Here is a 24,909-nt window from a genome sequence, read left to right as displayed (position 1 = left end):
CCGGCGGGGGACCCGGACCGCGCGAGGGGTGGCCGGGAACGGCACGGTTCACCGGCGCCTGAGAACGGGGTACGGCTTCCAGCGCACCTGCGATGCTAGGGCAAACGCTTTCCCGGACACAACATCGAGCCCTGCTGATTCCGGCCGACATCGGGAGATGCTGGTCGGCGACCACCAGACGGTCACCTGTCGACCACGGGCTCCCAGGTCACCCCGGTGACCAGTACCGTCGGCTCGGACTTCGTCATGTCGGGCATCTCGTCCACCCGCATCATCGCCCGCCGCCCGTGCGGAGTCTTGATGCAGACGAACGCACCCGGGTACACCTGATCCCAGGTCAGCGCGGGCGACCACGCCCGGTGCCGTTGGCAGGTGGGGAAGGACCGGGAAGCGCCGTCACCCAGCACGGCGAGCTGGGTGCCCTCGCGGCCGACGACACCGCTGCCGACGAAGGTGAGTTCACTGCCGTCACCGTTCGGTCGGCCGCCGTACCCGTCGGCCGACTGCCAGCCGTACGGGCTGTCCAGTTGGGTCCCGTACGAGTCCAGTTCCAGCCGTGTGGTGCCGTTGCTGAGCACGTCGACGTCCGAATCGTCGAACGCCGGCAGACCCGGCGCAGCGCTGCCGGCGCCCGGCGCACCGCCCCCGGTCGGCGGCGCCGCGCTCGCCGGCGCACCGGTCGCCGGCGGTTCGGTCTGCAACGCCTCGGTCGGCGGGCCGGCAACCGGGGAGCCGGTGGCCGACGGGCCGGCGCTGCTCGCCGCGATGGGCCCAGCACCCTCCCCGGGTCCTCCGGGGCGGGTCAGCGCCCAGACGAGCAGCACGATCAGCAGCAGGACGAGCAGGAGCACCCCGGCGATCGTGAACGGGTGTGACCAGGCGGCGACCAGAGGGCCGTCGCCCGGCCGGGGCAACGGGCGCGCCTCGACGACCACCGGTGGGCGTTCCCGTCGCACGGCCGCGCCAAGACTCCCCGGTGGCTGCGGTGGCTGCGGTGGCTGTGCACGTCCCTGCCCGTACGGCGCGACATCACCACCCGCCCCGCGACGCGAATCCTCCTCGGCACCACCGCCGGCCGTCCGCCGCTCTTCCGGAAGGGGTCCGGAATCGTCGCCGTGGCTGGACATGTCTCCATGATGCGACCCCCGTCAACCGGCCATCGCGACGCTTTCACCGTGATTCCGGGCAGGGCTACCCGCGCCGGCCCTTCGCTACGCTCACCCGATGCGCTCGACCGACAGCGAGATCCGGCCCTCCGACATCGAGATCCGGCCCATCCGGGCGGACGACCTGGCCGAAGCCGGCGAGTTGGGCCGGGTGGCCTTTGGCGGCGCCCCCGTCCGACGCCCCGCCGCCCCGACAGCCCCGGCCCGGCACCACCGGCTACGGCACGTTCGACCCGGCGGGCCGGCTCGTCGGTAGGGCGATCGACCTGCACCACGAGCAGTGGTGGGCCGGTCGCCGGGTGCCCGCCGCGCCGGCTGGGAGGTGGCCGGTGCCCTGCGCGCCGTCGACCTGCCGACCGTGGCGCTGCCCCGGCACCGGCCGGCGCCCGGGCTGACCGTCCAGTTCTGGGCCCTCCGCTTCCAGGCCCTCGCGGACTTTTGTCGAGTACGCCAAAAGTTGGCGCTTCCGCGACGAAACATCTAGACATCCAAACGTAACGATCGTAGGGTTTGCCTCGCCAGGCAGCGGCGTGCCCGGCCACCTACCGGACGTAACGGCATCGTCCCGTCGGTCGCCACGGCGCGCCGCCGAGCGGTCCGCCGCGCCCATGACGGTGCGGTGTCGGCCTGCTCACCCCTGGGAGGAAACGTGTTCCGACCATTCCGACGAGCGCGTACGCCGATTGTCGGCGCTGTCGCCACCGTGCTCGCCCTCACGGCCGTGCAGCTACCGGCCGGCGGCGCCACGGCCGCGCCCCCGCCACAGGAGCCCGGAGTGACGCTGCGGGTCTTCGACCTGCAGGTGCCGCTGAACAGTCTCTGCACCCTCAAGGCCGCGCAAACGCCCAACGTGGACAAGCTGATGCCGGTGGTCAACTGGACGACCGCGGCCGACTTCGGCTTCGAGAACTACTTCCTGGCACAGGCCCTGGGCAACATCACCATCTCCCAGGCCGGCAGCTACACCTTCCGGCTGATCAGCGACGACGGGTCCCGACTCCTGATCGACGACGCCGTCGTGATCGACCACGACGGGCTGCACGGGCCCGATCCGAAGGACGGCACGGTCGAGCTCACCACCGGCTACCACTCGCTGCGGATCGACCACTTCGAACGCGACGGCGGCCAACAGTTGACGTTGCAGTGGCGTACCCCCGGCTCGTCGTCCTTCGTGACCGTGCCCAACTCGGTGCTGAGCACCGACGCCGGTGTCGTCCGGGTGACCGCGCCGGGTAAGAAGGAGTGCGAGGCCAGCGGTGACGCGCCCGGTGACGGGCTGCCACTGACCGCCGTACATCCCAACTACACGCTGACGAACCTGCGGCCCAGCGGGTTCGAGCCGCAGGTCACCGGCTTCGACTGGCTTCCGGACGGACGGCTGGCGGTGCTCACCTGGGGTGGCTCGCTGACCACCGCCGGCGAGGTCTGGCTGCTCGGCAACGTCACCGGCAACACCAGCCCGGCCCAGGTGACCCGGACCCGGATCGCCACCGGGCTGCGGGAGCCGATGGGCATCAAGGTGGTCGACGGCAAGCTGTACGTGTCGGAGAAGCACCGCCTGACGGAGCTGAACGACACCAACGGCGACGGTGTGACCGACAACTACCGCACCGTGGCGACCTGGCCGTTCGGCGAGAACTTCCACGAGTTCGCCTTCGGGCTCCTCTACGCCGACGGGTTCTTCTACCTGAACCTCTCGGTGTCGATCAACTACGGTGGCGCCACCACCAACCCGCAGCCGGCGGGCAACCGGGGCACCACCATCAAAGTCAACCGGACGACCGGCGCGGTCTCCTACCTCGCCGGCGGGCTGCGTACCCCGCACGGCATCGGCTGGGGGCCGGAGGGCGGGATCTTCGTCACCGACAACCAGGGCGGCTACCAGCCGGCGTCCAAGCTGCTGCACATCAAGCAGGACCGGTTCTTCAACCACTACCTCAACCCGGCCGGGCCGTTCGACAACAACCCGGTGATCCAGCCGGTCATCTGGTTTCCGCAGAACGAGATCGGCAACTCGCCGAGCACCCCGGTGATGATGACTCAGGGCGTCTTCGCCGGGCAGATGGCGATCGGCGACGTGACGTACGGCGGCCTGCAGCGGGCGTACCTGGAGAAGGTCAACGGGGAATACCAGGGCGCGCTGTTCCGGATGACCCAGGGGCTCGAGGCCGGCGTCTCCGAGGTCAGCGTCGGCCCGGACGGCGCCCTCTACACCGGCGGCCTGCACGGCGGCGGAAACTGGGGCCAGGAGGGCAAGCTCAGCCACGGCCTGCAGAAAATCGCCACCAACGGCGGCAACACCTTCGACATGCTGGCGATGCGGGCCCGGCCGAACGGGTTCGAGATCGAGTACACCAAGCCGCTGTCGAGCGCCACCGCGACCGCGCTCGCCTCGAAATACCGGGTGAAGCAGTGGCGCTACGTGCCGACCGCCGCCTACGGCGGACCGAAGGTGGACGAGGAGACGCTCCCGGTCTCCTCGGCGACGCTCTCCGCCGACGGCAAGAAGGTCAGCCTCGTGGTGAACGGGCTCAAGGCCGGCCGGGTGGTGCACGTCCGCTCGCCCCGGCCGTTCAGCGCGAGCGACGGCCAGGCGCTCTGGAGCACCGAGGTCTGGTACACCCTCAACGCCATTCCGGGACAGGTGCCGCCGGTCAACCTCGCCCTCGGCCGGCCGGCCACGGCAGACAGTTCCTGCTCGGCGACCGAGGGCCCGGCGAAGGCCGTCAACGGGACCACCACCTCGGGCAACCTCGACAAGTGGTGCTCGCTGGGGACCAACCGGTGGTTGCAGGTCGACCTCGGCTCGACCCAGAGCATCAACCGGGCGGTCGTCCAACATGCCGGTGCCGGCGGCGAGGCCACGGCCTGGAACACCCGGGACTTCACCATCCAGGCCAGCACCAACGGCACCGCCTGGAACACCGTCGCGACCGTCACCGGCAACACCGCCAACACCACCACGCACACCTTCGCCGCGACCCAGGCCCGGTACGTCCGCCTCGCCGTCAGCACGCCCACCAACGACGGCAGCAACGCGGCCCGGATCTACGAGTTCGAGGTCTACGGCGGCACCGCCCCGCCGTCGACCAACCTCGCGCTCGGCCGGCCGGCGACGGCGGACAGCTCCTGCTCCGGCACCGAGGGGCCGGCGCAGGCGGTCAACGGCAGCGTGACCGGGGGCAACAGCGACAAGTGGTGCTCGGTCGGCGCCACCAAGTGGTTGCAGGTCGACCTGGGCGCCGCCCGCAGCGTGCACCGGTTCGTGGTCCGGCACGCCGGTGCCGGCGGCGAGGCCACGGCCTGGAACACCCGGGACTTCACCATCCAGGCCAGCACCAACGGCACCGCCTGGAACACCGTCGCGACCGTCACCGGCAACACCGCGAACGTCACCACGCACGACATCGCGGCCACCCAGGCCAGATACCTGTGGCTGAACGTGACCGCACCGACCAGCACCACCGACAGCGCGGCCCGGATCTACGAGTTCGAGGTGTACGGGCCCGGTGGCAGCCCCGGCCGGATCACGCTCTTCGACGGGTCCAACATGGACAACTTCCAGCAGCCCAACGGGGCCAACCCGACCTGGCCGCTGGGGAACGGCGGGGTGGAGGTGCTCGGTGGCGACATCCGCAGCCGGCAGAGCTTCGGTGACTTCAAGCTGCACGTCGAGTTCTGGCTGCCGAACCTGCCGTCGGACGTCACCGGGCAGGCTCGGGCCAACAGCGGCATCTACCTCCAGGACCGCTACGAGTTGCAGGTGCTCGACTCGTACGGCGACACCACCCCGGCCAGCAACGAGTGCGGTGCCATCTACGAGAAGCTGGCGCCGCGGGTGAACGCGGCGACCGCACCGGAAACCTGGCAGACGTACGACGTGACGTTCCGGGCCGCCCGGTTCGACGCGTCGGGGGCCAAGACGGAGAACGCCCGCGTCACCGTCGTCTGGAACGGCGTCACGGTGCACGACAACGCCGAGATCAACGGGCCGACCGGCGGCGGGGCGGCGGAGGGGCCCTCGGTGGGCCCGATCCGTCTCCAGGACCACGGCGACCCGGGCCCCAACCTTTACTACCGGAACATCTGGGTCGAGCCGCTCAGCTAGTTATCTCTGACGCACACAGCTGATCTCGTCGGGCCCGCTGCGCCGGGCGGTGCACCCCGCCGCCCGGCGCAGCGGCGCCGGACGGCGCGCGGGTGTCGGGGTCAGTTGGCGCCGGAGCTGGTCAGCATCGGGATCAGCGCCAGCCCGCCGCAGCAGATCACACCGACCACGCCGAGGGTGATCAGCAGGATGCTGTAGTTCGACCACATGCCGAACGTGGTCACGTCGGTGCCCTGACCGTCGTGGACCCGGTTGCGCCAGCCGCCGAACCGGAACGACAGCTGATGCCCGGCGTTCGGCTGCACCACCACTCTGGTGGTGATCATCGGGATGCCGAAGAGGTCGGTGAAGCGGACGTCGTGCTCCCCCGCCGGCACCGCGACGTGGAAGGTCCCCTCGGCCATGCCGGAGACCTCGCGCCCGTCGATCTTCAGCTTGCAGGTGGAGGGCGCGGGTACGAGGTAGGGCCCCCGGTTGGCCGAGACGATCAGAGCGCCCCAGCCCGGCGGCAGCGCGATCGGATGCGGATAGGCGGCCAGCGCCATGCCCGGGGATGGGACCGAGGGGTGGGACATCGGAGCATCCTGGCACAGCCCGACGTCGACGCTCCACCCTGGACCACCGGCCCAGGGTGGACGGAAAGGCCCGGTCACCTTTTCGACGACCTGTCCGAGCAGCGGTCGTACACACGCAGGAGTTGGGCAGAGAGCCCTCGGGTGCCGGGTCCCGTCGCAGATACATACTGATGTTCGTTTATGTATGTTCTCGGACGAGTCGGTTCGAAATGTGGCGTCCAGGTTCACGGTCGATTACCAATGTGTTACCGGAACCGCCGAGACCCGCTGTCCGGAACGTGGGCCATGCGGCTGACCGGTGACATCCGTCGCAAGAGCCGGCGACGTGTTCGGGCGGCGTCAGCAGAACCCGCTCCTCCATCGGTTGCGCCGGCTGGAAGGGGAAGGACATGAAAAGAAACAGGCGACTGACCGCGGCGCCGGCGCCCCGGGCCAGAAGACGGCCCACGGTGCGGCAACCGGGCCGACGAACACGCCGAGCACGGTCGGCGGTCGTCGCGATGATCCGAACGGTCGGAGCCGGGCTGACCCTCGCCCTCCTGCTCGCGGCGGCCGCGGTGCTCGCCCCACCGCCGGCGCACGCGGCCACCTGGGAGACACTCATCAACGGGTCGTCCTTCGCCGACCGCAACGCGCTCATGGCGGAGTGGAACTTCCGCTATCCCTGGGGCTCCGACCACAACGGCAGCGCCCGGATGTACGCCAGCGCCACCGACAACAACCACGTCTACCTCTCGCCCAGCGGTCAGCTCAACATCAAGGCCACCCGCACAACCGGGAACGAGGGCAACAGCTCGGCCGACCCGTACCTGCCGATCCGCTACCACTCCGGCGCGATCCACGCCAAGGACCAGGTGCTGGTGAATGACCAGTTTCCCAACTACGAGGTGAGGGGCGAATTCCAGGCACCGTCGGCGCGGGGCACCTGGCCCGCGTTCTGGCTGACCGGCGCCAACAGTTGGCCGCCGGAGAGCGACATCCTGGAGTACAAGGGCGACGCCCGAAACTGGTTCAACACCTACGACGGGTCGTGGGAGAGCACGATCGTCGGGGTATCGAACCCGGGTGCCTGGCACGAGTACCGGGTCTGGATCGCCAAGGTCAACGCCACCGATGTGGACATCCACTACTACCTCGACGGGCAGTGGAAGGGCCAGCACCGGGGCAGCAACTTCGTCGGCAAGCGGATGTGGCTGATCATCAACCTCCAGATGGAAGGTTCGTCCGGCTCGCCGGGACCCAGCGCGGAGACCTTCTACCGCGCCCGCAACGTGGTCATGGGCCGCACCCGCGCCTGACGCGCACCCACGGGCCGGTGGGGCGCCTCACAGCGGGCGCCTCGGATCGAGGAGACAACATGAAACTCAGGAAAGAACGGACGACGACACGTCTTCGCCTGCTGGTCGCGATGGCCGGTGCTGTCGCGCTCACCCTCGGCGGCCTCGCGCTGCCGCAGCCCGCGTCCGGCGCCACCACGCTGATCTACACGACGTTCAAGGGTGACGGGGCGGCGGACCAGGAGTTGTGGGTCTATCAGTCGACCAACGGCGGGACCAGCTACAGCGTCCTCCACGACACGAACTTCCGCGGTCCGACAGGGGTGCTCCGGGATCCGAGCATTCTCAAGCGTGGCAGCACGTACTACGTCGCGTACACCTGGCAGTCCTGGACGACGAACTCGACCTACTTCGCCGTCGCGCGCAGCACCGACCTGCGGAACTGGACGAACATCGCCACCGTCCCGTCGGGCATCGCCAGCACCCGGAACGTCTGGGCGCCGGAGTTCTACGTCGAGGGCAGCACAGTTCGGGTCATCGTGAGTGTCCGGCAGACGACGAACTCGAGCGGTTTCCGGCCGTACGTCTACACGGCGCAGAACGCCGACCTCACGTCGTGGAGCGGCCCGCAGCAGATGGGTGGTCTCGGCTACAACTACATCGACACCTACGTCGTGAAGTCCGGCAACACATACCACGCCTTCACCAAGAACGAGAGCACGAAGTACATCGAGCGGTGGACCAGCAACAGCCTGACCGGCGGCTGGGCCCGGCAGGGCACCCTGTGGAGCTCCGGCTACGAGGGTCCGTCGCTCGTGCGGCTGGACAACGGCCAGTACCGGATCTACGTCGACAAGTACACAAACGGCGGTATCTGGACGGCGACGAGCGCGAACCTCAGCTCCTGGACGGGCCTGAGCTCGGTGGGCTGCTCGGGCTGCCGTCACGGCACGGCCATCCCGAAGTGAGCCGACGAGTCGCAGCCGTCCGGGCGACTCGTGGACGTCCCGCGGCGTCGGGCCGGTAACCGGCAGTGGGCGCCGCCGCTCCCGCCAGCAGTGGCGGGAACGGCGGCCCCAGACGTCGGCGGCGGACCGGACATCCGCCTGTCACGCGTCCGATCGCCGTCCCGGGTCCGCGTCGGCGGTCTCCCGGAGCACCGCGCAGCCGCCGGCCGGCAGCCGCACCGGGTCGGCGTAGTCGCCGGTGAGCAGGTCCACACCGCAGACCGGCACCGTCTGCGCCTCGGCGCTGTGGTTCAGCAGGAAGAGCCAGCTCCGCTCGGCCGTGCCCCGGCGTACCGCCTCCACCCCGGCCGGTGCCGTCGGGCAGGTCGGTGCCGCACCGGCCGCCTCCGCCACCCGGGCCAGCAGGTCGCGGTACGCGTCGCCGTCGAGCCGGGTGGAGAGATACCAGGCCACGCCGTCGCCGTAGTCGTGTCTGGTCAGGGCCGGCTCCCCGTCGAGCAGCCCGCCGGCGTAGAACACCGAGGGGGTCGCACCGGTGAGGCGCACCGTCTCGGCCCAGAGGCGGCCGGTGGTGCCGTCGGAGAGCGGCAGCCGGGTCGCCGGGTCGAGCGGATGGAACTCCTCCACCCGCACCCCGAGCACCTCGCGCAGCGCCCCGGGATAGCCGCCGGTCCGGACCCGGGCGTCTTCGTCGGCGATCCCGCTGAAGTAGCTGACCAGCAGGTGGCCGCCGGCCGCCACGTAGTCGTGGATCCGGGCGGCGTACCGGTCCGGGAGCAGGTAGAGCGCGGGCAGCACCAGCAGGGCGTACCCGAGGAGGTCGTCGTCCTCGGCGACGAAGTCGACGGTGTGGCCGGCCCGGGACAGTGCCCGGTGCGCCGCCGACACCTCGGCGAGGTAGTCGAGCTGCCCGGAGGGCAGCACGGTGGACTGCAACGCCCACCAGGAGGCGACGTCCCAGGCGATCGCGACCGGGGCGCGTACCGTCCCGGCGTCCACCTCGGCCAGCCGGTCGAGCACGCCGCCGAGCGAGACCGCCTCCCGGAACGCCCGGCTGTCCGGACCGGCGTGCGGCACCAGCGCGGAGTGGAAGACCTCGGCGCCACCCCGGGAGGCCCGCCACTGGAAGAACATCGCGCCCCGGGAGCCCCGGGCGACGTGGGCGAGGCTGTGCCGGATCATCCGGCCCGGCTCCTTGGCATGCATCCGGCCCGGGGTGAGGATCAGGTTCGGCGCGCTCTCCATCAGCAGCCAGGCCGGGCCGCCGGAGCCGTCCACGCTCGCCGGCTCGACCGCGCCGCCCCGCCCGCCCTGGCCGCCCCGCCCGATGTGCCCGGTCGCACCGACCCGACCGGCGAGCCCGATGTGCCCGGTCGCACCGACCTGACCGGCGAGCCCGATGTGCCCGGTCGCACCGACCTGACCGGCCCGACCGGTACGCCGGAGCCGCTCCCCGCGCCGGGCCCAGGAGCGGGCCAGGTCGGCCGCGAGGGCGGTCTGTTCCTCCGCGCCCGGCCCCGCCTCCGCCGGATAGTGGTCGATCGCCACCAGGTCCACCTCGGCCGCCCATCGCGCGTGGTCCACCGGCACCCAGCCGCCGAGGACGTAATTGGTGGTCACCGGCACGTCCGGGGTGGCGGCCCGGAGCAGGTCCCGCTGCTCGACGTACGCCCCGAGCAGCTCGTCGGAGACGAACCGGCGGAAGTCCAGCAGTTGGCCGGGATTGCCGAGGTACCGGGTGGTCCGGGGCGGCCGGATCTGCTCCCAGTCCGAGTAGTGCTGGCTCCAGAAGCTGCCGGTCCACGCCTCGGCGAGCCGGTCGAGGTCGCCGTAACGGGCCCGCAGCCAGGCCCGGAAGGCGACGGCGACGTGCTCGCAGTGGCACGTGGTGCCGTACTCGTTGTGCACGTGCCAGAGTGCGAGCGACGGATGGTCACGGTAGCGGTCGGCCAGCGCCTCGGCGATTCCCCGGGCCGCCGCCCGGTAGGCCGGGGCGCTCGCGCAGTAGGTGTCCCGGCTGCCGTGGCTGAGCCGTGTCCCGTCGGCGGTGACCGGGAGCGCGTCCGGGTGCCGGAGCGAGAACCACGGTGGCGGGGACGCGGTCGGGGTCGCCAGCGCCACCCGGATGCCGCCGTCGTAGAGCAGGTCGAGGACCCGGTCCAGCCAGTCGAAGTCGTAGCGGCCGGGCTGCGGCTCCAGCCGGGACCAGGCGAAGACCCCGACGGTGACCAGGTTGACCCGGGCCCGGCGCATCAGCTCGACGTCGGCCGGCCAGACCTCCGCCGGCCACTGCTCGGGGTTGTAGTCACCGCCGTAGCAGAGCCCGGTCAGACCCTTCGGCCAACGCACCCGACCGCCCTTCCCGGCAGAGTCCGCGCCGACGCGCACCTGCCGTTGCCCTTTGTTTGGGCTCCAGCCAAAGTAGGGCGGGTGGATTCCGCTGTCAACGCCTTGCCCCCGGCGGGCCCGAGCGACGACCCGGGGGAACCGCCCGGCGCACATATCGACTGCGGTCACGCCGTTGACAGTTTGTTGGGTTACCAAAGAAACTAACGGAGTCCATCGCGCCAGCCGGCGGCCGTCGCCAGCTGCGGCGCGCAGGATCCGCGTACCGGGAGCCGAGGAGACCGCATGCCGTACCGCCCGCCCCTGGTGCCGCACGAGACCTTCGTCGCCGACCCGCCCGACCTGCCGGTCCGGGCCCCCGGCGAGCACGGGCTCTCCGCGCTGACCCGGGCCGAGGTGCTCGGCACGGACGGCCAGGGCGTGACCCTCAAGGCCGGCACCTCGGACGGCGGCTCCCTCGCGGTCCGGATCAGCGCCGCCGGCGAGGGTGTGATCCGGGTACGCCTCAGCGAGGATCCCCTGGCCCGGGGCCGCGCCAACCGGGCACTGCCCCTCGTGCACCCGCAGCACCACCGGGCCGAGGTGAGGATCGACGGCGACCGGGTACGCGTCGACGCCGGTGCGGTCGTCGCCGAACTGACCCTCGACCCGTGGCACCTGCGCTTCCTCGACCCGACCGGCACGGTACTGGTCAGCCAGAGCCGGGGCGAGCAGGACATCAGCGGGCGGCTGCGTACCCTGCCGTTCGGCCGGTCGCTTGTCGACGGCGCGGTCGTCGCGTACCACGAGAGTTTCCTGGCCCCCGGCGACGAACGGTTCGTCGGGCTCGGCGAGAAGTTCACCCCGCTGGACAAACGCGGCCAGCGGGCCCTGATGTGGAACTACGACGCCTTCGGCAGCGAGTCGGACCGCTCGCACAAGAACGTCCCGCTCTACCTCTCCGACCGGGGCTACGGGGTGCTCGTCGACAGCGGCATGCCTGTCGAGTTCGACATGTGCCAGTCCACGCACAGCTGTGTGCAGATCCTGGTGCCGGACGACCTGATCGACTACTACGTGCTCGCCGGCCCCACCCCGGACCGGATCCTCGACCGGTACGACCGGCTGACCAGCCGGCCGGCGCTGCCGCCGAAGTGGGCGTTCGGCACCTGGATCTCCTCCGGATTCTTCCGGGACAGCCAGCAGCGGGTGCTGGAGCGGGCCCGGCGGATCCGCGAACGCGGCATCCCCTGCGACGTGCTGCACCTGGACTGCTACTGGCAGGTCGCCGGCGCCTGGTCCGACCTGCGCTGGGACGCCGAACAGTTTCCCGACCCGACCGGCATGCTGGCGACCCTGGCCGAGCAGGGTTTCCGGGTCAGCCTCTGGATGAACCCGTACATCATGACCGGCAGCCCCCGCTACGCCGAGGCGGCCGAGGCCGGCTACTTCCTCCGCCGCGCCGACGGCTCGGTCTACGTCGCCGACACCTGGCACGGCAGCCACCCGGCCGGCGGGATCGTCGACTTCACCAACCCGGCCGCGGTCGAGTGGTTCACCGGCCTGCTCCGACCCCTGCTGGAGCAGGGCGTCGCCGTCTTCAAGACCGACTTCGCCGAGGGCGTGCCGGCGGACGCGGTGGCACTTAACGGAATGACCGGCGTCGAGCTGCACAACGTCTACACGTTGCTCTTCAACGACGTCGTCTCGGCGGTGACCCGCGAGGTGGCCGGGCACGGCACGGTCTGGGCGCGCTCGTCGTACCTGGGCGGGCAGCGGCACTGCGCACAGTGGAGCGGAGACGTGAACACGACGTACCCGGCGATGGCGAGCACGCTGCGCGGCGGGCTGAGCCACGGCCTCTCCGGGGTGCCGTTCTGGAGCCACGACACCGGCGGGTTCCACGGCACGCCGACGCCGGACCTATACGTGCGCTGGACGCAGTTCGGGGCGCTATCGCCGCTGGTCCGGCTGCACGGCACCACGAGCCGACTGCCCTGGGAGTTCCCGGCCGAGGCCGAGCGGCTGGCGGTGGAGGCGCTGCGGCTGCGCTACCGGCTGATGCCGTACCTCTACACCGCCGCCGTCGCGGCGGCCCGGACCGGCGCGCCGATGATGCGGGCCCTGCTTGTCGACTCCCCCGACGACCCGGCGGCCTGGACGGCGGAACTCGAATACCGGCTCGGCCCGGACCTGCTGGTGGCGCCGATGACGAACCCGGAGAACCAGCGCCACCTCTACCTGCCGGCCGGGGACTGGGTGGACTTCTGGACCGGCGAGGTGCACACCGGAGGCCGGCACCTGCGGGTGCGTCCGCCGCTGCACCAGGTCCCGCTCTTCGTCCGGTACGGCGCACTGATCCCGGTCATCCCCCCGGCCGACCGGATCGGCGACGGGCCCTTCGCCGACGTCACCGTGCTGAGCTTCGGCGCCACCGAGGGCAGCACGGTGGTGCACGACGTCGACGGCGACACCACGATCCGGGCCAGCCGCACCGGCGACGAGTTCCGGGTGGAGGTCGACGGCCCGCTTCCGGTCACCGCCCTTGCCCTCGCTCCCGTCGCCGGCGCCCGGCTCCCCCGACGGCTGCTCCTCGGCGACACCGCCACGGCCGCGGTGCCGCTGGACGGACTACCCGCCGTGCGTGGGTGAAGATCGGGGCGGGGTGCCCAGGTGGGGGGCGCCCCGTCCCCCCTGCAAGGAAGGGCCCCCGCATATCGTTTTCTGTTGTAGCGGGGGCCCTTCCTTACACCTCAGCCCTTGACGGCGCCGATGATGACGCCCTTGACGAAGTGGCGCTGCACGAACGGATAGACCAGGACGATCGGCGAGACGGTGACCACCACCACGGCCATCTTGATGGCCAGCGTCGGGGGCATCGAGACGCCGAGGGTGCCGGCATTGTTCGGTGACTGGCCGGCCAGGATGAAGCTCTGCAACACCCGCTGGATCGGGAACTTCGAGTTGTCGTCGATGTAGAGCAGGGCGTTGAACCAGACGTTCCAGTAACCGACCGCGTAGAAGAGGCCGACCACGGCGATCACCGCCCGGGAGAGCGGCAGCACGATCCGGGCCAGGATCCGGAACTCGCCGGCACCGTCGATGCGCGCGCTGTCGAGCAGTTCCGCCGGGATGTTCTGGAAGAAGGCCCGGATCACCACCAGATTGAAGACGGAGATCGCGGTGGGCAGGGTCAGCGCCCAGATCTGGTTCTTCAGGCCGAGCCCGGTGACCACCAGATAGCTCGGCACCATGCCGGGATAGATCAGGAAGGTGAGCAGGAAGTAGAAGAGCAGCCCCCGGTGGGCCACCGAGCCGGGCCGGGACAGGCCGTACGCGGCCAGCACGGTCAGCACCAGGCTCACCGCCGTGCCGACCACGGTGATGACGGTGCTCGTCCAGAGCGCCTGGGTGACCAGCCCACCGGCGAAGATCGCCCGGTACGCCGAGAAGTCCAGCTCCCTCGGCACCACCACCAGCCCGCCGGCCTCGTTTATCGTCTCCCGGGAGGCGAGGCTGGTCACCAGCACCACCCAGAGCGGGATCAGCACGGCGAGCACCACGCCGGTCAGTACGCCGCCCCGGACGACCTGGCCGGCCACGCTCGGCGGCTCCTCCCAGGCCGGGCGGCGGTTCCGCCCACGGTTGCGCCGGGGCGGAGCCGCCCGCAGGGGATTCGTCACAGTCATGATCGCGAATACACTCCCCGCTCGCCGAGTGCGTGGGCGAACCGGTTGGCGGCCAGGATCAGCACCAGCCCGACCACCGCCTTGAAGAGCCCGGCCGCCGCGCCGTAGCCGTAGTTTCCGGTGGTGATGGAGTTGTAGTAGACGAAGGTGTCCAGCACCTCGGCGGCCTGCCGGCCCACCGCGTCGCGCTGCAGCATGAACTGCTCGAAGCCGACCGAGAGCGCGTCACCGAGCCGCAGGATGAGCAGCAGGACGATCACCGGCCGCAGCCCGGGCAGGGTGACGTGCCAGAGCCGCCGCCACCGGCTCGCCCCGTCCACCGCCGACGCCTCGTAGAGGTGCGGGTCGACGGTGGAGAGCGCGGCGAGGAAGACGATCGTGCCCCAGCCGACGTCCTTCCAGACCGTCTCGGCGGTGACCAGCACGACGAAGGTGTCCGGGTTGGACATGATGTTCCACGGTTCCAGCCCGGCGTCGCGCATCTCCTGGGCGAGCAGCCCGGCCCCGCCGAACATCTGCACGAAGAAGGTGACCACCAGCACCCAGCTGAAGAAGTGCGGCAGGTAGACGACGGTCTGCACGAACCCCCGCAGCCTCGGCGAGAGGATGTTGTGCAGCATGATCGCCAGCACGATCGGCAGCGGGAAATAGAAGACGAGCTGGAACGCGGTGATCGTCAGGGTGTTGCGCAGCGCGTCCCAGAACGCCGGGTCACCGAGGAGCGCCTCGAAGTGGGCGGTCCCGATCCACGGGCTCTGCAGGAACGCGGCCAGCGGCGTCTCCCCGGCGTACGGGTTGTAGTCCTGGAAGGCGACGACGTTGCCGAGCGTCGGCAGGTAGTGGAAGACCAGCAGCAGCAACCCGGCGGGCGCGACCATCGCCAGCAACGGCCAGTCGCGGCGCAGCCGGGCCCGCAGCGGCGCCCGACCGGTCTCCCGGCGCCGCCGCGCCGGCCGCCCGCCTCGGGCGGGTTCGGGGCCGCGGCCCGGACTCCCCTCTGGTCCGCCCCGGCCGTCGTCGCCGGTCCGGTCCGGCGCCTCGGCAGGACGGTTGCCCACGCCGGGGGCGCCGGTCTGGTCGGCCCGGTCGCCGGTACGGCCACCCGCCCGGGCAGCTCCGCGGATGGTCATCGTCCGGCGTCGGCCAGCGCCCTGGCCCGGAACTCGCGGGCCTCGTCACCACCGCCGTTGCGCCACTCCGTGATGATCGTGTCGAGGTCGGTGACCGGCCGGCGCCCGCGCAGCAGGTCGGTGATCTTGTCCTCGGTCGGCACCAGGCTCGCCTTGTAGCGGGCCGGCATCTCCAGTTTCAGCCCCGCCCAGGGGTTCTTCTCCAGGTATTTCACCATCTCGTTGGAGTAGGTGAGCATGTCCCGGACGTAGTTCGGGGTCTGCGGGTAGGGCTGGATGGCCGGACTGCGCCCGCTGATGAAGAAGTACTGGTTGACGATCTCCTTGAAACCGAGGTCCGTCTTGACCGGGCCGGTGGCGGTGCGGTTGTGGTGCTTGCCCTCCACCCCGTACTCGCGCAGGACGAACTCCTCGGTCCCGAACGGCGCGGAGCACCAGTTGATCACCCGGAGCAGTTCCTCGACCCGTTCCCTGCCCAGTCCCTTCTTGACGAAGGTGTACGAGATCGGGTTGTCGTCGCCCCAGACCAGCGGGTCACCGCCGGTGGCCGAGAAGATCGGTACGGGCTGGATGTTGAAGCCGGGCGTGATCCGCTGCTGCTCGGCCTGCATCGGCTGCCAGGCACCGGGACCGTCCTGGAAGAACAGGATCCTGCCAGCTGCGACGAGTTGCTTGGCGTCGGCGCCCTTGCTGGCCACCAGGTCCGGGTGGACCAGGCCGGCCTGGTAGACCTTGGCCATGAACTCGACGGACTGCCGGAACTCGGGGGTCTCGTACTTGAACTCCGGAGTACCGTCGGGCCTGAGCCGCCATCCCTCGTCGGCGCCCGGCACCTTGTGGAACATCTGCACCATGGCGAAGATGTCGTTGAACGCCCAGACCCCCTTGGCCTGGTCGGTCACCTGCTTGCCGATCTCGAAGAGTTCGTCGATCGTCTTCGGGTGGCTGAGGCCGGCCGTGTCGAGCAGATCCTTGCGGTAGAGGAGCGCCCACGGGAAGGGGCCGTCCTTGGGGCAGGGCACCGCCATCAGCCGCTCGTTCCAGAACGAGTTCCGCCACGCTCCGGCCGGGAAGGTGGCCAGCATCGGGTACGGGTCGATCCCGGCACCCTTGAGGTGGTCGGTGAGATCCTCGAAGAGCGCGGCCGTCGCGTCGGCGAACCGGGGCAGCTTGGCGACCTCCCACCCCGGTACGCAGAGCAGGTCCGGCACGTCCCTGGCGCCGAGCATCGCGCCCAGCTTCTCGGCGTAGAGGTTGCCGTCCTGGACGCTGAAGTTGACCTCGATGCCCAGCTCCGCGTTGACCGCGGCCAGGTACTGACTCTGGCCCAGCCCGGGCGGAGCCGGCCCCCACGCCGGGGTCATCGCGTTGATCCGCTGGCCGCTGCTGCCGGGCTTGTCGGTGATGGCGTCCACCAGGGTGCCGGGAAACTCCGTGTAGCCGTCCGGCACCGGGCGGGTGCCGACGATGCTCGGCCTGGGGATGCCGGGCGGCAGATCCTTCTGGTGGGGCAGCAGGCCGGCAAGCTTGTCCAGGTCCTGCGCATCGCTGGTGGACGCCACCTCGCCGCCGCAGCCGGCGAGCAGGCCGCTGCCGGCGGTCGCCGCGGCGCCGAGGCCCAGCAGGCTCAGGAAGTTCCTACGGTTCGTGGCGCTGCCCGGGCCGGATGGTTCCACGGGGCGCTCCCTTCGATATCGGCGAACGGTCGCCCCCGCCGAGGCAGGCCGGGCGGGAAACTCGTTCGGTCGCGGTGTGGGTATGGGGTAGAGTTAGTTAGTCTGTTGACTAAACAAAAGTAATCGACGGTGACCGGTGCCACAAGACGCCGGAACTCCGCCGCGACGGGGCGACCATGGCCCGGAAGGTGGCGGTGCGGCATGATGGGCGCGTCGTCGGCAACCGGAGCACACCGGTCCGGAGACCGACACGCGGGGAGCGGGGCTGATCTTGTTCACGACGCAGACCGGGCCGCAGCCGGCCGATCTCGCCGACGTACGGGCCACCAACCTCGCCGTCGTGCTGCGTTTCGTCCGCGCTCATGCGCCCTGTTCACGTGCTGACATCGCCGCCACGACCGGCCTGAACAAGGCGACCGTCTCCAGCCTGGTCGCCGAACTGCTCGACCGGCGCCTGATCCGGGAGACCGGCCTGGCGGAGAACCGGATCGGCCGGCCCGCCACGATGCTGGTGGTCGACGGCGCTCCGTACGCGGCGATCGGCATCGAGGTGAGCATCGACGAGCTGACCGTTGTCGCCGTCGACCTCGCCGGCACCGAACTCCTCTCCTGGCGCCGGGCCTTCGACGGCTCGTCCGCCTCCCCCGGCCGGGCGGTCAGCGCGATCGCGGCGCTCGCCAACCGCGCCGTCAACCGGGTCCGCAACCAGCGACGCGAGGTGCTCGGCCTGACCGTCGCGGTCCCCGGCCTGGTCGATCCCAGCGGCACCGTCCGACTCGCCACGACGCTCGGTTGGCGCGACCTCCCCCTCGGCGCCGACCTGCGACGCGCCCTGCGGGATCCCGCCTTCGAGGTGGTGGTGGAGAACGACGCCAACCTCGCCGCGCTGGCCGAATACCGGCACGGGCCGTACGCCGGCACCGCCAACCTGGTGCACCTGACCGGCGGCGCCGGGCTCGGCGCGGGCGTGGTGGCCGACGGCCGGCTGCTGCGCGGCGGGCGCGGGTTCGCCGGCGAGCTGGGACACGTGCCGGTCGTGCCGGACGGGCCGCTCTGTCCCTGTGGCCGGCGCGGCTGTCTCGAGGTGGTGGCCGGCGTCCCGGCGCTGATCCGGCGGGCGCTGCCGGACGCTGCCGAGGACGGCCCGGTCACCGACTTCGCCCCGGAGGTCGACCGGATCCGGACGAAGGCCCGCCGGGGCGACCCGGCCACCCTCGACGCGCTCGCCGGGATCGGCCGGCACCTGGGCCATGGCGCCGCGCTGCTGGCCAACCTGGTCAATCCCGAGGTCGTGCTGCTCGGCGGATACTTCGCCACCCTGGCACAGTGGCTACTTCCCGCCGCCGAGGCCGAACTGATCGCCCGCACATTGGCGCCGGAGGCCGGCGGCGCCCGGCTGCTCGCCTCGGCCCTCGGCACCGGCGCCGCCGCGGCCGGCGGAGCGGCCCGGACGCTGGAGAGCGTGGACGCGGGCCGGCTGCCGCTGCGCCCGCCGGGCCGGAGCACCGCCCGGGACCCCGGCCCCGCCGCGCGGGTGACCCGGAAGTCCCCCATCCGGTCCAGCGTCTCCCCGGCGGAGCGCGACCCGGACCCGACCGGCGGCGACGCGGGGACGGGCGGTGCGGACGCGGACTTGACCGGCACCGACGCGGCCACGTCCGGTCCGGAGGCCGCCACCGCGAAGCCGCAGCCGGCCGACGCCACCCGCTGACCAGCGCCGGCATCCCCGACCCCGCCTCCCGCCAAAGTCCGACAGTTCCACGCCGTTCAATCTGTCCGGCACAACCTCTTGACCCCTACGGCGGCTGGTGGAAACCTCGAACTGCTCCTCCGTATCCAGCGGGAAAGCGCTATCCACGGTGGAGCGTTCTTTTCCCGGCCGTCGAAGCGCTTCGAGCTTCCCGGGCTGGCGGCCGGGCGCACCGCTGCTCCACCCCCGCCTCGCAGGACTCGAAGCGCTTCGACGATCGACCACCACCACGGTTCGCGCCACCTCCGGTTCGCACCACCCCGGTCGGGCACCGCCGCAGCGCCAGTCGAAGATCATGGAAGGTGATCGACCATGAGCGACACGACGCTCCGCGATCCAGATACGACGTTCCGCGACCCTGACCAGCCGCTCGACGTACGGGTCGCCGACCTGCTCGACCGGCTCACCCTGGCCGAGAAGATCGCGCTGCTGCACCAGCACCAGGCTCCGGTGCCCCGGCTCGGGCTGCCCGCCTTCCGCACCGGCACCGAGGCGCTGCACGGGCTGGCCTGGCTCGGCCCCGCCACCGTCTTCCCACAGGCGCTTGGGCTGGGCAGCACCTGGAACCCCGAGCTCATCCGGGCCGTCGGTGCCGCCGTCGGCGACGAGGTGCGGGGCCTGCACCAGAAGGATCCGACCCGGGTCGGGCTCAACGTCTGGGCCCCGGTGGTCAATCCGCTCCGCGACCCCCGGTGGGGCCGCAACGAGGAGGGCTACGCCGAGGATCCCTGGTTGACCAGTTGGCTCGGCACCGCGTACGCCCGAGGGCTGCGCGGCGACCATCCCGACTACCTGAAGACCGCGCCGACGCTGAAGCACTTTCTCGGCTACAACAACGAGACCGACCGTTGCACCACCTCCAGCAACCTGCCGCCCCGGGTGCTGCACGAATACGAGCTGCCGGCGTTCCGGGCCCCGATCGCCACCGGCGCGGCGGTGGCGGTGATGGCGTCGTACAACCTGGTCAACGGCAGGCCGGCGCACCTGAGCCCGTTGATCCGGGCCGAGCTGCGCCGGTGGACCAGCGACGAGATCCTGGTGGTCGGCGACGCTGGGGCGGTCTCCAACATCGCCGGCGCGCAGGGCTACCACCCAGATCATCCCAGCGGCTACGCGTCCGCGCTGCGGGCCGGCGTCGACAGCTTCACCGAGGACAACGAGGACCCCGGGCCGACCGTCGAACGGGTGACCGAGGCGCTGCGGCGCGGGCTCCTCGACGAGTACGACGTGGACGTCGCCGTCCGGCACATCCTGAGCGTCCGGTTCCGGCTCGGCGATTTCGACCCGCCGGAGCGGAACCCGTACACGGCGATCAGCGCGGACGTGATCAACTGCCCGGCACACCAGGAACTCGCCCGGGAGGCGGCCCGGCAGTCCATCGTGCTGCTGCGCAACGTGGCCCGGCCCGGCCTCGGTAAACTGCTGCCGCTGGACCCGGCGCGGATCGGCCGGCTGGCCGTACTCGGCCCGCTCGCCGACACCCTCTACGAGGACTGGTACAGCGGCACCCTGCCGTACGCGATCACCGCGCGTGACGGGCTGGCTGCCCGGTTCGCGTCGGCGAGCACCGAGTACCACTGCGGCGCCGACCGGATCGCGCTGCGTACCGCCGACGGCTACATCCGGGCCGGAGACGATCCCAACGGTGCCGCGCTGCGCCTGGCCCCCCTCACCTCCGTCGGCCCGGCCGGCGACGGCGGCCGGGCCGACGGTCCGCCCGCAACGGAGGGCGGCCGGCCGGACGGACCGCTTCCGCCCGACGGCGGCCGGCCCGACGGTTCCGTCCCGCCGGACGGCCCGGTCCCGCCGGACGGCCCGGTCCCGCCGGACGGCCCGGTCCCGCCGGACGGCTGGTTCGAGGTGTTCGACTGGGGCCGGGACGTCGTCGCGCTGCGCAGCGTCGCCAACGGCCGGCATGTCGGCGCCGACGAGGCGGAGGGCCTGCTGGTCAACGACCGGCCGGGCCCGGGTGGCTGGGTGGTCCGGGAGACGTTCCGGCTGGTCGAGCGGCCCGCCGGCGACCGGGTGCTGCACCACCCCGCCAGCGACCGGTACGTCCGGGTCGGTCCCGACGGGCTGCTCCGGGCCGACGCGGTCGACCCGGCCGACGGCACCGGCTTCACCGTCGAACCCGTCCGCGACGGTGCCGCCGAGGCGGCCGCGCTGGCCCGGGATGCCGACGTCGCGGTGGTGGTGCTCGGCAACCATCCGATGGTCTGTGGGCGGGAGACCGAGGACCGGACCGACCTGGCCCTGCCCGCCTCGCAGGAGGCCCTGCTCCGCGCCGTGTACGCGGCCAACCCGCACACCGTGTTGGTGGTCAGCAGCAGCTACCCGTACGCGGTCAACTGGGCCGACGAGCACGTGCCCGCGGTCGTGTGGTCGGCGCACGGCGGCCAGGAGTACGGCGCCGCGCTGGCGGCCGTCCTCGCCGGGGACGCCGACCCGGCCGGCCGGCTGACCCAGACCTGGTACCGCGACGCGGCCGAGCTGCCCGACCTGTTCGACTACGACGTGATAGCCACCGACACGACGTATCTCTACCATCGGGGCACCCCGCTCTACCCGTTCGGCCACGGGCTGAGCTACGCCGAATTCACCTACTCTGACCTGCGACTCAGCGCGTACGACATGGACGCCGCCGGAGAGATCGAGGTCAGTGTGCGGGTAACGAACGTCGGTTCACGACGGGGTGACGAGGTGGTGCAGCTCTACACCCGGCAGCGGCGTTCCCGGGTGAAGCAGCCACTGCGGCAGCTCCGCGGCTTCGCCCGGGTGAGCCTGGCCCCGGGCGCCCAGACCACCGTGCGGCTGCGGCTGCGCGCCGCCGAACTCGCGCACTGGGACGTCGCCAGCGGCCGGTACGTCGTGGAGGACGCCCGGCACACCGTCGCGGTCGGCCGGTCGAGCGCCGATCTCGTGCTCACCGCCACCCTCGCGGTACACGGTGAACCGGTCCGCCCCCGCAAGCCGCTCGCCGGCCCGCTCCACGCGATCGACCACGACGAATACGCCGGCACCGAGCCGCTGCCGGAGGGGCCGGACGGTGCCGCCGTGGTCGCCCGGGAGGCCGGTGGCTGGATCCGGTTCTCCCGGGTCGATGTCACCGGGGTACGGGGGGTGGCCGCCCAGGCGGGCAGCAGCCGGCCGCTGCCGGAGGGTGCCCGGCTCGTGCTCCGGCTGGACGATCCGGTCCGGGGGATGATCGCCGGCACGATCGCCGTGCCACCCGTGCCCGATGGCGACGGCCCGACCGGCGGCCGGCACCGGCGGTCCACCCGCGAGGTGGCCGGCGACTGGCACGGCGAGGTGAGCGGGGTACGGGATCTGTACCTGCTCTTCGACACCGCCGGAGCTACGGTGAGCTCGCTGACCTTCCGAGCCGCACCGGACGCCGACCCGACCGGAGTGGACGGCGACGCGAGCGTGTCGGGAGATGGAGGCGCCTAGTGTCCGAATCGTCGCGTCCCACCTCGCGACCCTCGCCCCGGCCAGCGCCCGGCGGACCGGCGAAGCGGGCGGACATGGTGACCATCGCGGACGTGGCCCGGCACGCCGGAGTCGCGGTCAGCACCGTCTCGTACGTCCTCAGTGGCAAGCGCGCCATCTCGGCTTCCACTCGGGAACGCGTGCTGGCCAGCGTACGCAGCCTCGGCTACCACCCGAATGCCGGTGCGCGGGCGCTGGCCAGCAAGCGGGCGAACGTCATCGCCCTGGTGCTGCCGCTGCGCTCCGGCATGCACCTGCCGGTGCTGATGCAGTTCGCCACCGCCGTGGTGACCACGGCCCGGCAGTTCGACCACGACGTGCTGCTGATGACCGCGGACGAGGGCCCGGACGGGCTGCGCCGGATCGCCGCCAGCGCGATGGTCGACGGCATCGTACTGATGGACGTCGAGATGCACGACGACCGGGTGCCGCTGCTGCGCAACCTGGAACGCCCCAGCGTGCTGATCGGGTTTCCGGCCGATCCGGCCGGTCTGACCTGTGTCGACCTCGACTTCCACCGGGCCGGCGAGGCGTGTGTCGAGCACCTGGCCGGGCTCGGCCACCGGCGGATCGCCCTGCTCGGCGCGCCGGCGGTGGTCTACGACCGGGACACCGGCTTCGCCCACCGCACCCGGGCCGGCTTTGCCGAGGCGGCGCGGCGGCGCGGGATCGCGGCGACCGCCCAGCCCTGCGAGGAGAGCTTCGACGCGGTCGTCCGGGAGCTCACCGGGCTGCTGGCCCGGCACCCGGACCTGACCGCGCTGGTGGTGCACAACGAGGCGGCGGTCGGTCAGGTGCTCGCCGCGCTGCCGGCGCTCGGCCGGCGGGTGCCCGACGAAATGTCGGTGGTGGCGATCTGCCCGGACGAGGTCGCCGAGCGGGCCAACCCGCCGCTCACCTCGGTGCTGATCCCGGCCGAGGAGGTGGGCCGGCAGGCGGTGGCGCTGCTGATGCGCAAGCTGGCTGACCGGTCCGTCCCGGAGGGCACCCTGCTGCCACCCCGGCTCACGCTGCGGGCCAGCAGCGCATCCCCGCCGGCCCGCAGCGCACCCCCGCCGGCCAGCATCCCGTCCCCGCCGATCGGCACCGAAGGCCCACCGGCCCGAGCCTCGGCTTCAGCGGCCCGTGCCGCCTCCGGCCCGGCGACAGGCGCCGGGCCACAACCTTCTTGATCGGCACCGCCGGGCTTCTTGATCGGCACCGCCGGGCCTGGTCGACTCGTCGTCATGGCCAACCACATGACCCCGGACGAGTTCCGGCGACACGGGCACGCGACCGTCGACTGGATCGCCGACTACTGGTCCGGTCTGGACAGCCTGCCGGTCACCTCCGCCGGGCCGCCCGGCACGGTAGCGGCGCAGCTGCCGGCCCGACCGCCCGAGCGGGGTGAGCCGCTCGACCGGCTCCTGGCCGACCTGGACACCGTGATCGCGCCCGGCCTCACCCACTGGCAGCACCCCCGGTTCTTCGGCTATTTCCCGGCGAACACCTCCGGTCCGAGCGTGCTCGGCGATCTGGTCAGCGCCGGCCTCGGGGTGCAGGGCATGCTCTGGTCGACCGGACCGGCCTGCACCGAGGTCGAGACGGTGGTGCTGGACTGGCTGGCCGAACTGCTCGACCTGCCGGCCCGGTTCCGCTCCACCGGCAGCGGCGGCGGGGTCATCCAGGACTCCGCCTCCTCGGCCATCCTGATCGCCGTACTGGTCGCGCTGCACCGGGCCGGCGACGGGCGCTGGCGGGAGCACGGGGTGGATCGGCCGTACCGGGTCTACACCTCCGGCCAGGGCCACTCGGCGATCGAGAAGGCGGTCCGGATCGCCGGTCTCGGCGACGCGGGGCTGCGTACGGTGGCGGTCGATCCGCAGACCCTGGCGATGGACCCGGCGTCGCTGCGTACCGCGATCGAGGCGGACCGGGCCGCCGGGCTGGTTCCGGCGGCGGTGGTGGCGACGATCGGCACCACCTCGACCACCGCGGTCGACCCGGTGCCCGCGATCGGCGAGCTGTGCCGGAAGTACGGGCTCTGGCTGCACGTCGACGCCGCGTACGCCGGAGCCGCCGCGATCTGCCCCGAACTGCGGCACACCCACGCCGGCCTGAAACTCGCCGACTCGTACTGCTTCGACCCGCACAAGTGGCTGCTCACCGGCTTCGACTGCGACGCGTTCTGGGTGGCGGACCGGGCCGAACTCGTCGCGGCCCTGACCGTGCTGCCGGAGTTCCTGCGCAACGCGGCGACCGAGTCGGGTGCCGTGCTCGACTACCGCGACTGGCAGGTGCCGCTGGGGCGGCGGTTCCGGGCCCTGAAACTGTGGTTCGTGCTGCGCTGGTACGGGGCGGAGGGGCTGCGCGCGCACATCCGGGACACGATCGCGCTGGCCGACGGGTTCGCCGCCCGGGTCGAGGCCGACCGGCGGTTCGAGCTGGTCGGGGCACACCCGTTCGCACTGGTCTGCTTCCGGCTCCGCTCCGCAGGCGACACCGCGAACGCCGACGCGGACGCGGACGCGGATACGGACGCGGATGCGGTGAACGCCGAACTGCTGGCCCGGGTCAACGCGACCGGCCGGGCGTACCTGACACACACCCGGGTGGGCGGTCGCTACACCCTGCGGCTGGCGGTCGGCTCGCCGTACACCGGTCAGGAGCACCTGACGCAGACCTGGCAGTTGCTCGCCGACACCGCCACGGAGTTGGAGCGTTAGGAAGGGCCCCCGCTACAACAGAAAACGATAAGCGGGGGCCCTTCCTTACAG

Annotated in this window: 15 protein-coding genes; 9 read left to right on the top strand and 6 right to left on the bottom strand. The window is 71.8% G+C overall.

What is annotated here, in order from left to right; all coding sequences use genetic code 11:
• Positions 1 to 182: 182 nt before the first annotated feature.
• Positions 183 to 956, bottom strand: coding sequence for a hypothetical protein (locus ACN28C_RS15475; RefSeq protein ID WP_422774146.1), 774 nt, complete (start codon positions 954 to 956; stop codon positions 183 to 185).
• Between the two features lie 268 nt (positions 957 to 1,224).
• Between ACN28C_RS15475 and ACN28C_RS15470 the strand changes: the two genes are divergently transcribed.
• Both ACN28C_RS15470 and ACN28C_RS15465 read left to right on the top strand, forming a co-directional pair.
• The gene (locus ACN28C_RS15470; RefSeq protein ID WP_422774145.1) at positions 1,225 to 1,422 is read left to right on the top strand and encodes a hypothetical protein; all 198 of its coding nucleotides are present in this window, start codon (positions 1,225 to 1,227) and stop codon (positions 1,420 to 1,422) included.
• A gap of 393 nt (positions 1,423 to 1,815) precedes the next feature.
• The gene (locus ACN28C_RS15465; RefSeq protein ID WP_422774144.1) at positions 1,816 to 5,274 is read left to right on the top strand and encodes a discoidin domain-containing protein; all 3,459 of its coding nucleotides are present in this window, start codon (positions 1,816 to 1,818) and stop codon (positions 5,272 to 5,274) included.
• A gap of 101 nt (positions 5,275 to 5,375) precedes the next feature.
• Here ACN28C_RS15465 and ACN28C_RS15460 read toward each other — a convergent pair whose 3' ends face one another.
• A complete protein-coding gene (locus ACN28C_RS15460) occupies positions 5,376 to 5,849 on the bottom strand; it encodes a hypothetical protein (RefSeq protein ID WP_422774143.1) in 474 nt (157 codons plus the stop codon).
• A gap of 500 nt (positions 5,850 to 6,349) precedes the next feature.
• On the opposite strand from ACN28C_RS15460, the gene ACN28C_RS15455 reads away from it, so the two are divergent.
• Complete coding sequence (locus ACN28C_RS15455; protein WP_422774142.1) at positions 6,350 to 7,147, top strand: hypothetical protein; 798 nt, start codon at positions 6,350 to 6,352, stop codon at positions 7,145 to 7,147.
• A gap of 59 nt (positions 7,148 to 7,206) precedes the next feature.
• Positions 7,207 to 8,094 (top strand): glycoside hydrolase family 43 protein, encoded by an 888-nt coding sequence (locus ACN28C_RS15450; protein ID WP_422774141.1) that lies wholly within the window; start codon positions 7,207 to 7,209, stop codon positions 8,092 to 8,094.
• Between the two features lie 141 nt (positions 8,095 to 8,235).
• Here ACN28C_RS15450 and ACN28C_RS15445 read toward each other — a convergent pair whose 3' ends face one another.
• The gene (locus ACN28C_RS15445; RefSeq protein WP_422774140.1) at positions 8,236 to 10,443 is read right to left on the bottom strand and encodes a beta-galactosidase; all 2,208 of its coding nucleotides are present in this window, start codon (positions 10,441 to 10,443) and stop codon (positions 8,236 to 8,238) included.
• Positions 10,444 to 10,725: 282 nt separating this feature from the next.
• Between ACN28C_RS15445 and ACN28C_RS15440 the strand changes: the two genes are divergently transcribed.
• Positions 10,726 to 13,071 carry a TIM-barrel domain-containing protein gene (locus ACN28C_RS15440; protein WP_422774139.1) on the top strand — a complete coding sequence of 782 codons (2,346 nt, stop codon included), beginning with the start codon at positions 10,726 to 10,728 and terminating at the stop codon, positions 13,069 to 13,071.
• A gap of 101 nt (positions 13,072 to 13,172) precedes the next feature.
• Here the strand turns inward: ACN28C_RS15440 and ACN28C_RS15435 are convergent, their stop codons facing one another.
• Genes ACN28C_RS15435 through ACN28C_RS15425 form a run of 3 tightly spaced genes read right to left on the bottom strand, consistent with a single transcriptional unit; the run spans position 13,173 to position 16,914 of the window.
• On the bottom strand, positions 13,173 to 14,108 hold the full coding sequence (locus ACN28C_RS15435; RefSeq protein WP_422774138.1) for a carbohydrate ABC transporter permease: 936 nt from the start codon (positions 14,106 to 14,108) through the stop codon (positions 13,173 to 13,175).
• Positions 14,105 to 15,238 (bottom strand): ABC transporter permease, encoded by a 1,134-nt coding sequence (locus ACN28C_RS15430; protein WP_422774137.1) that lies wholly within the window; start codon positions 15,236 to 15,238, stop codon positions 14,105 to 14,107. Before ACN28C_RS15430 ends, ACN28C_RS15435 begins: the two co-directional genes overlap by 4 nt.
• Positions 15,235 to 16,914, bottom strand: coding sequence for an extracellular solute-binding protein (locus ACN28C_RS15425; RefSeq protein ID WP_422774136.1), 1,680 nt, complete (start codon positions 16,912 to 16,914; stop codon positions 15,235 to 15,237). The genes ACN28C_RS15430 and ACN28C_RS15425 overlap by 4 nt, the downstream gene beginning before the upstream one ends.
• Before the next feature lie 271 nt (positions 16,915 to 17,185).
• Here ACN28C_RS15425 and ACN28C_RS15420 point away from each other — a divergent pair, with 271 nt between their 5' ends.
• From ACN28C_RS15420 to ACN28C_RS15405, 4 genes are all read left to right on the top strand, one after another.
• The gene (locus ACN28C_RS15420) at positions 17,186 to 18,625 is read left to right on the top strand and encodes an ROK family protein (protein WP_422774135.1); all 1,440 of its coding nucleotides are present in this window, start codon (positions 17,186 to 17,188) and stop codon (positions 18,623 to 18,625) included.
• Between the two features lie 351 nt (positions 18,626 to 18,976).
• Positions 18,977 to 22,114: a glycoside hydrolase family 3 C-terminal domain-containing protein gene (locus ACN28C_RS15415; RefSeq protein WP_422774134.1), complete on the top strand. Its 3,138-nt coding sequence runs from the start codon at positions 18,977 to 18,979 to the stop codon at positions 22,112 to 22,114.
• Between the two features lie 74 nt (positions 22,115 to 22,188).
• The gene (locus ACN28C_RS15410) at positions 22,189 to 23,325 is read left to right on the top strand and encodes a LacI family DNA-binding transcriptional regulator (protein ID WP_422774133.1); all 1,137 of its coding nucleotides are present in this window, start codon (positions 22,189 to 22,191) and stop codon (positions 23,323 to 23,325) included.
• Positions 23,326 to 23,379: 54 nt separating this feature from the next.
• Positions 23,380 to 24,858 (top strand): pyridoxal-dependent decarboxylase, encoded by a 1,479-nt coding sequence (locus tag ACN28C_RS15405; protein ID WP_422774132.1) that lies wholly within the window; start codon positions 23,380 to 23,382, stop codon positions 24,856 to 24,858.
• Positions 24,859 to 24,909: the final 51 nt, after the last annotated feature.

The organism is Plantactinospora sp. WMMC1484, from assembly GCF_049315195.1.
GTDB lineage: Bacteria > Actinomycetota > Actinomycetes > Mycobacteriales > Micromonosporaceae > Plantactinospora.
Note: the sequence above shows the minus strand (reverse complement) of the source record. Positions and strands in the feature narration are given on the sequence as shown.

What these genes read in the sequence shown, in the direction of transcription:
- ACN28C_RS15470 (WP_422774145.1), top strand. Translation starts at nt 1,225, where the DNA reads ATGCGCTCGACCGACAGCGAGATCCGGCCCTCCGACATCGAGATCCGG.
- ACN28C_RS15460 (WP_422774143.1), bottom strand. Translation starts at nt 5,849, where the DNA reads ATGTCCCACCCCTCGGTCCCATCCCCGGGCATGGCGCTGGCCGCCTAT.
- ACN28C_RS15455 (WP_422774142.1), top strand. Translation starts at nt 6,350, where the DNA reads ATGATCCGAACGGTCGGAGCCGGGCTGACCCTCGCCCTCCTGCTCGCG.
- ACN28C_RS15450 (WP_422774141.1), top strand. Translation starts at nt 7,207, where the DNA reads ATGAAACTCAGGAAAGAACGGACGACGACACGTCTTCGCCTGCTGGTC.
- ACN28C_RS15440 (WP_422774139.1), top strand. Translation starts at nt 10,726, where the DNA reads ATGCCGTACCGCCCGCCCCTGGTGCCGCACGAGACCTTCGTCGCCGAC.
- ACN28C_RS15435 (WP_422774138.1), bottom strand. Translation starts at nt 14,108, where the DNA reads ATGACTGTGACGAATCCCCTGCGGGCGGCTCCGCCCCGGCGCAACCGT.
- ACN28C_RS15430 (WP_422774137.1), bottom strand. Translation starts at nt 15,238, where the DNA reads ATGACCATCCGCGGAGCTGCCCGGGCGGGTGGCCGTACCGGCGACCGG.
- ACN28C_RS15415 (WP_422774134.1), top strand. Translation starts at nt 18,977, where the DNA reads ATGAGCGACACGACGCTCCGCGATCCAGATACGACGTTCCGCGACCCT.
- ACN28C_RS15410 (WP_422774133.1), top strand. Translation starts at nt 22,189, where the DNA reads ATGGTGACCATCGCGGACGTGGCCCGGCACGCCGGAGTCGCGGTCAGC.
- ACN28C_RS15405 (WP_422774132.1), top strand. Translation starts at nt 23,380, where the DNA reads ATGGCCAACCACATGACCCCGGACGAGTTCCGGCGACACGGGCACGCG.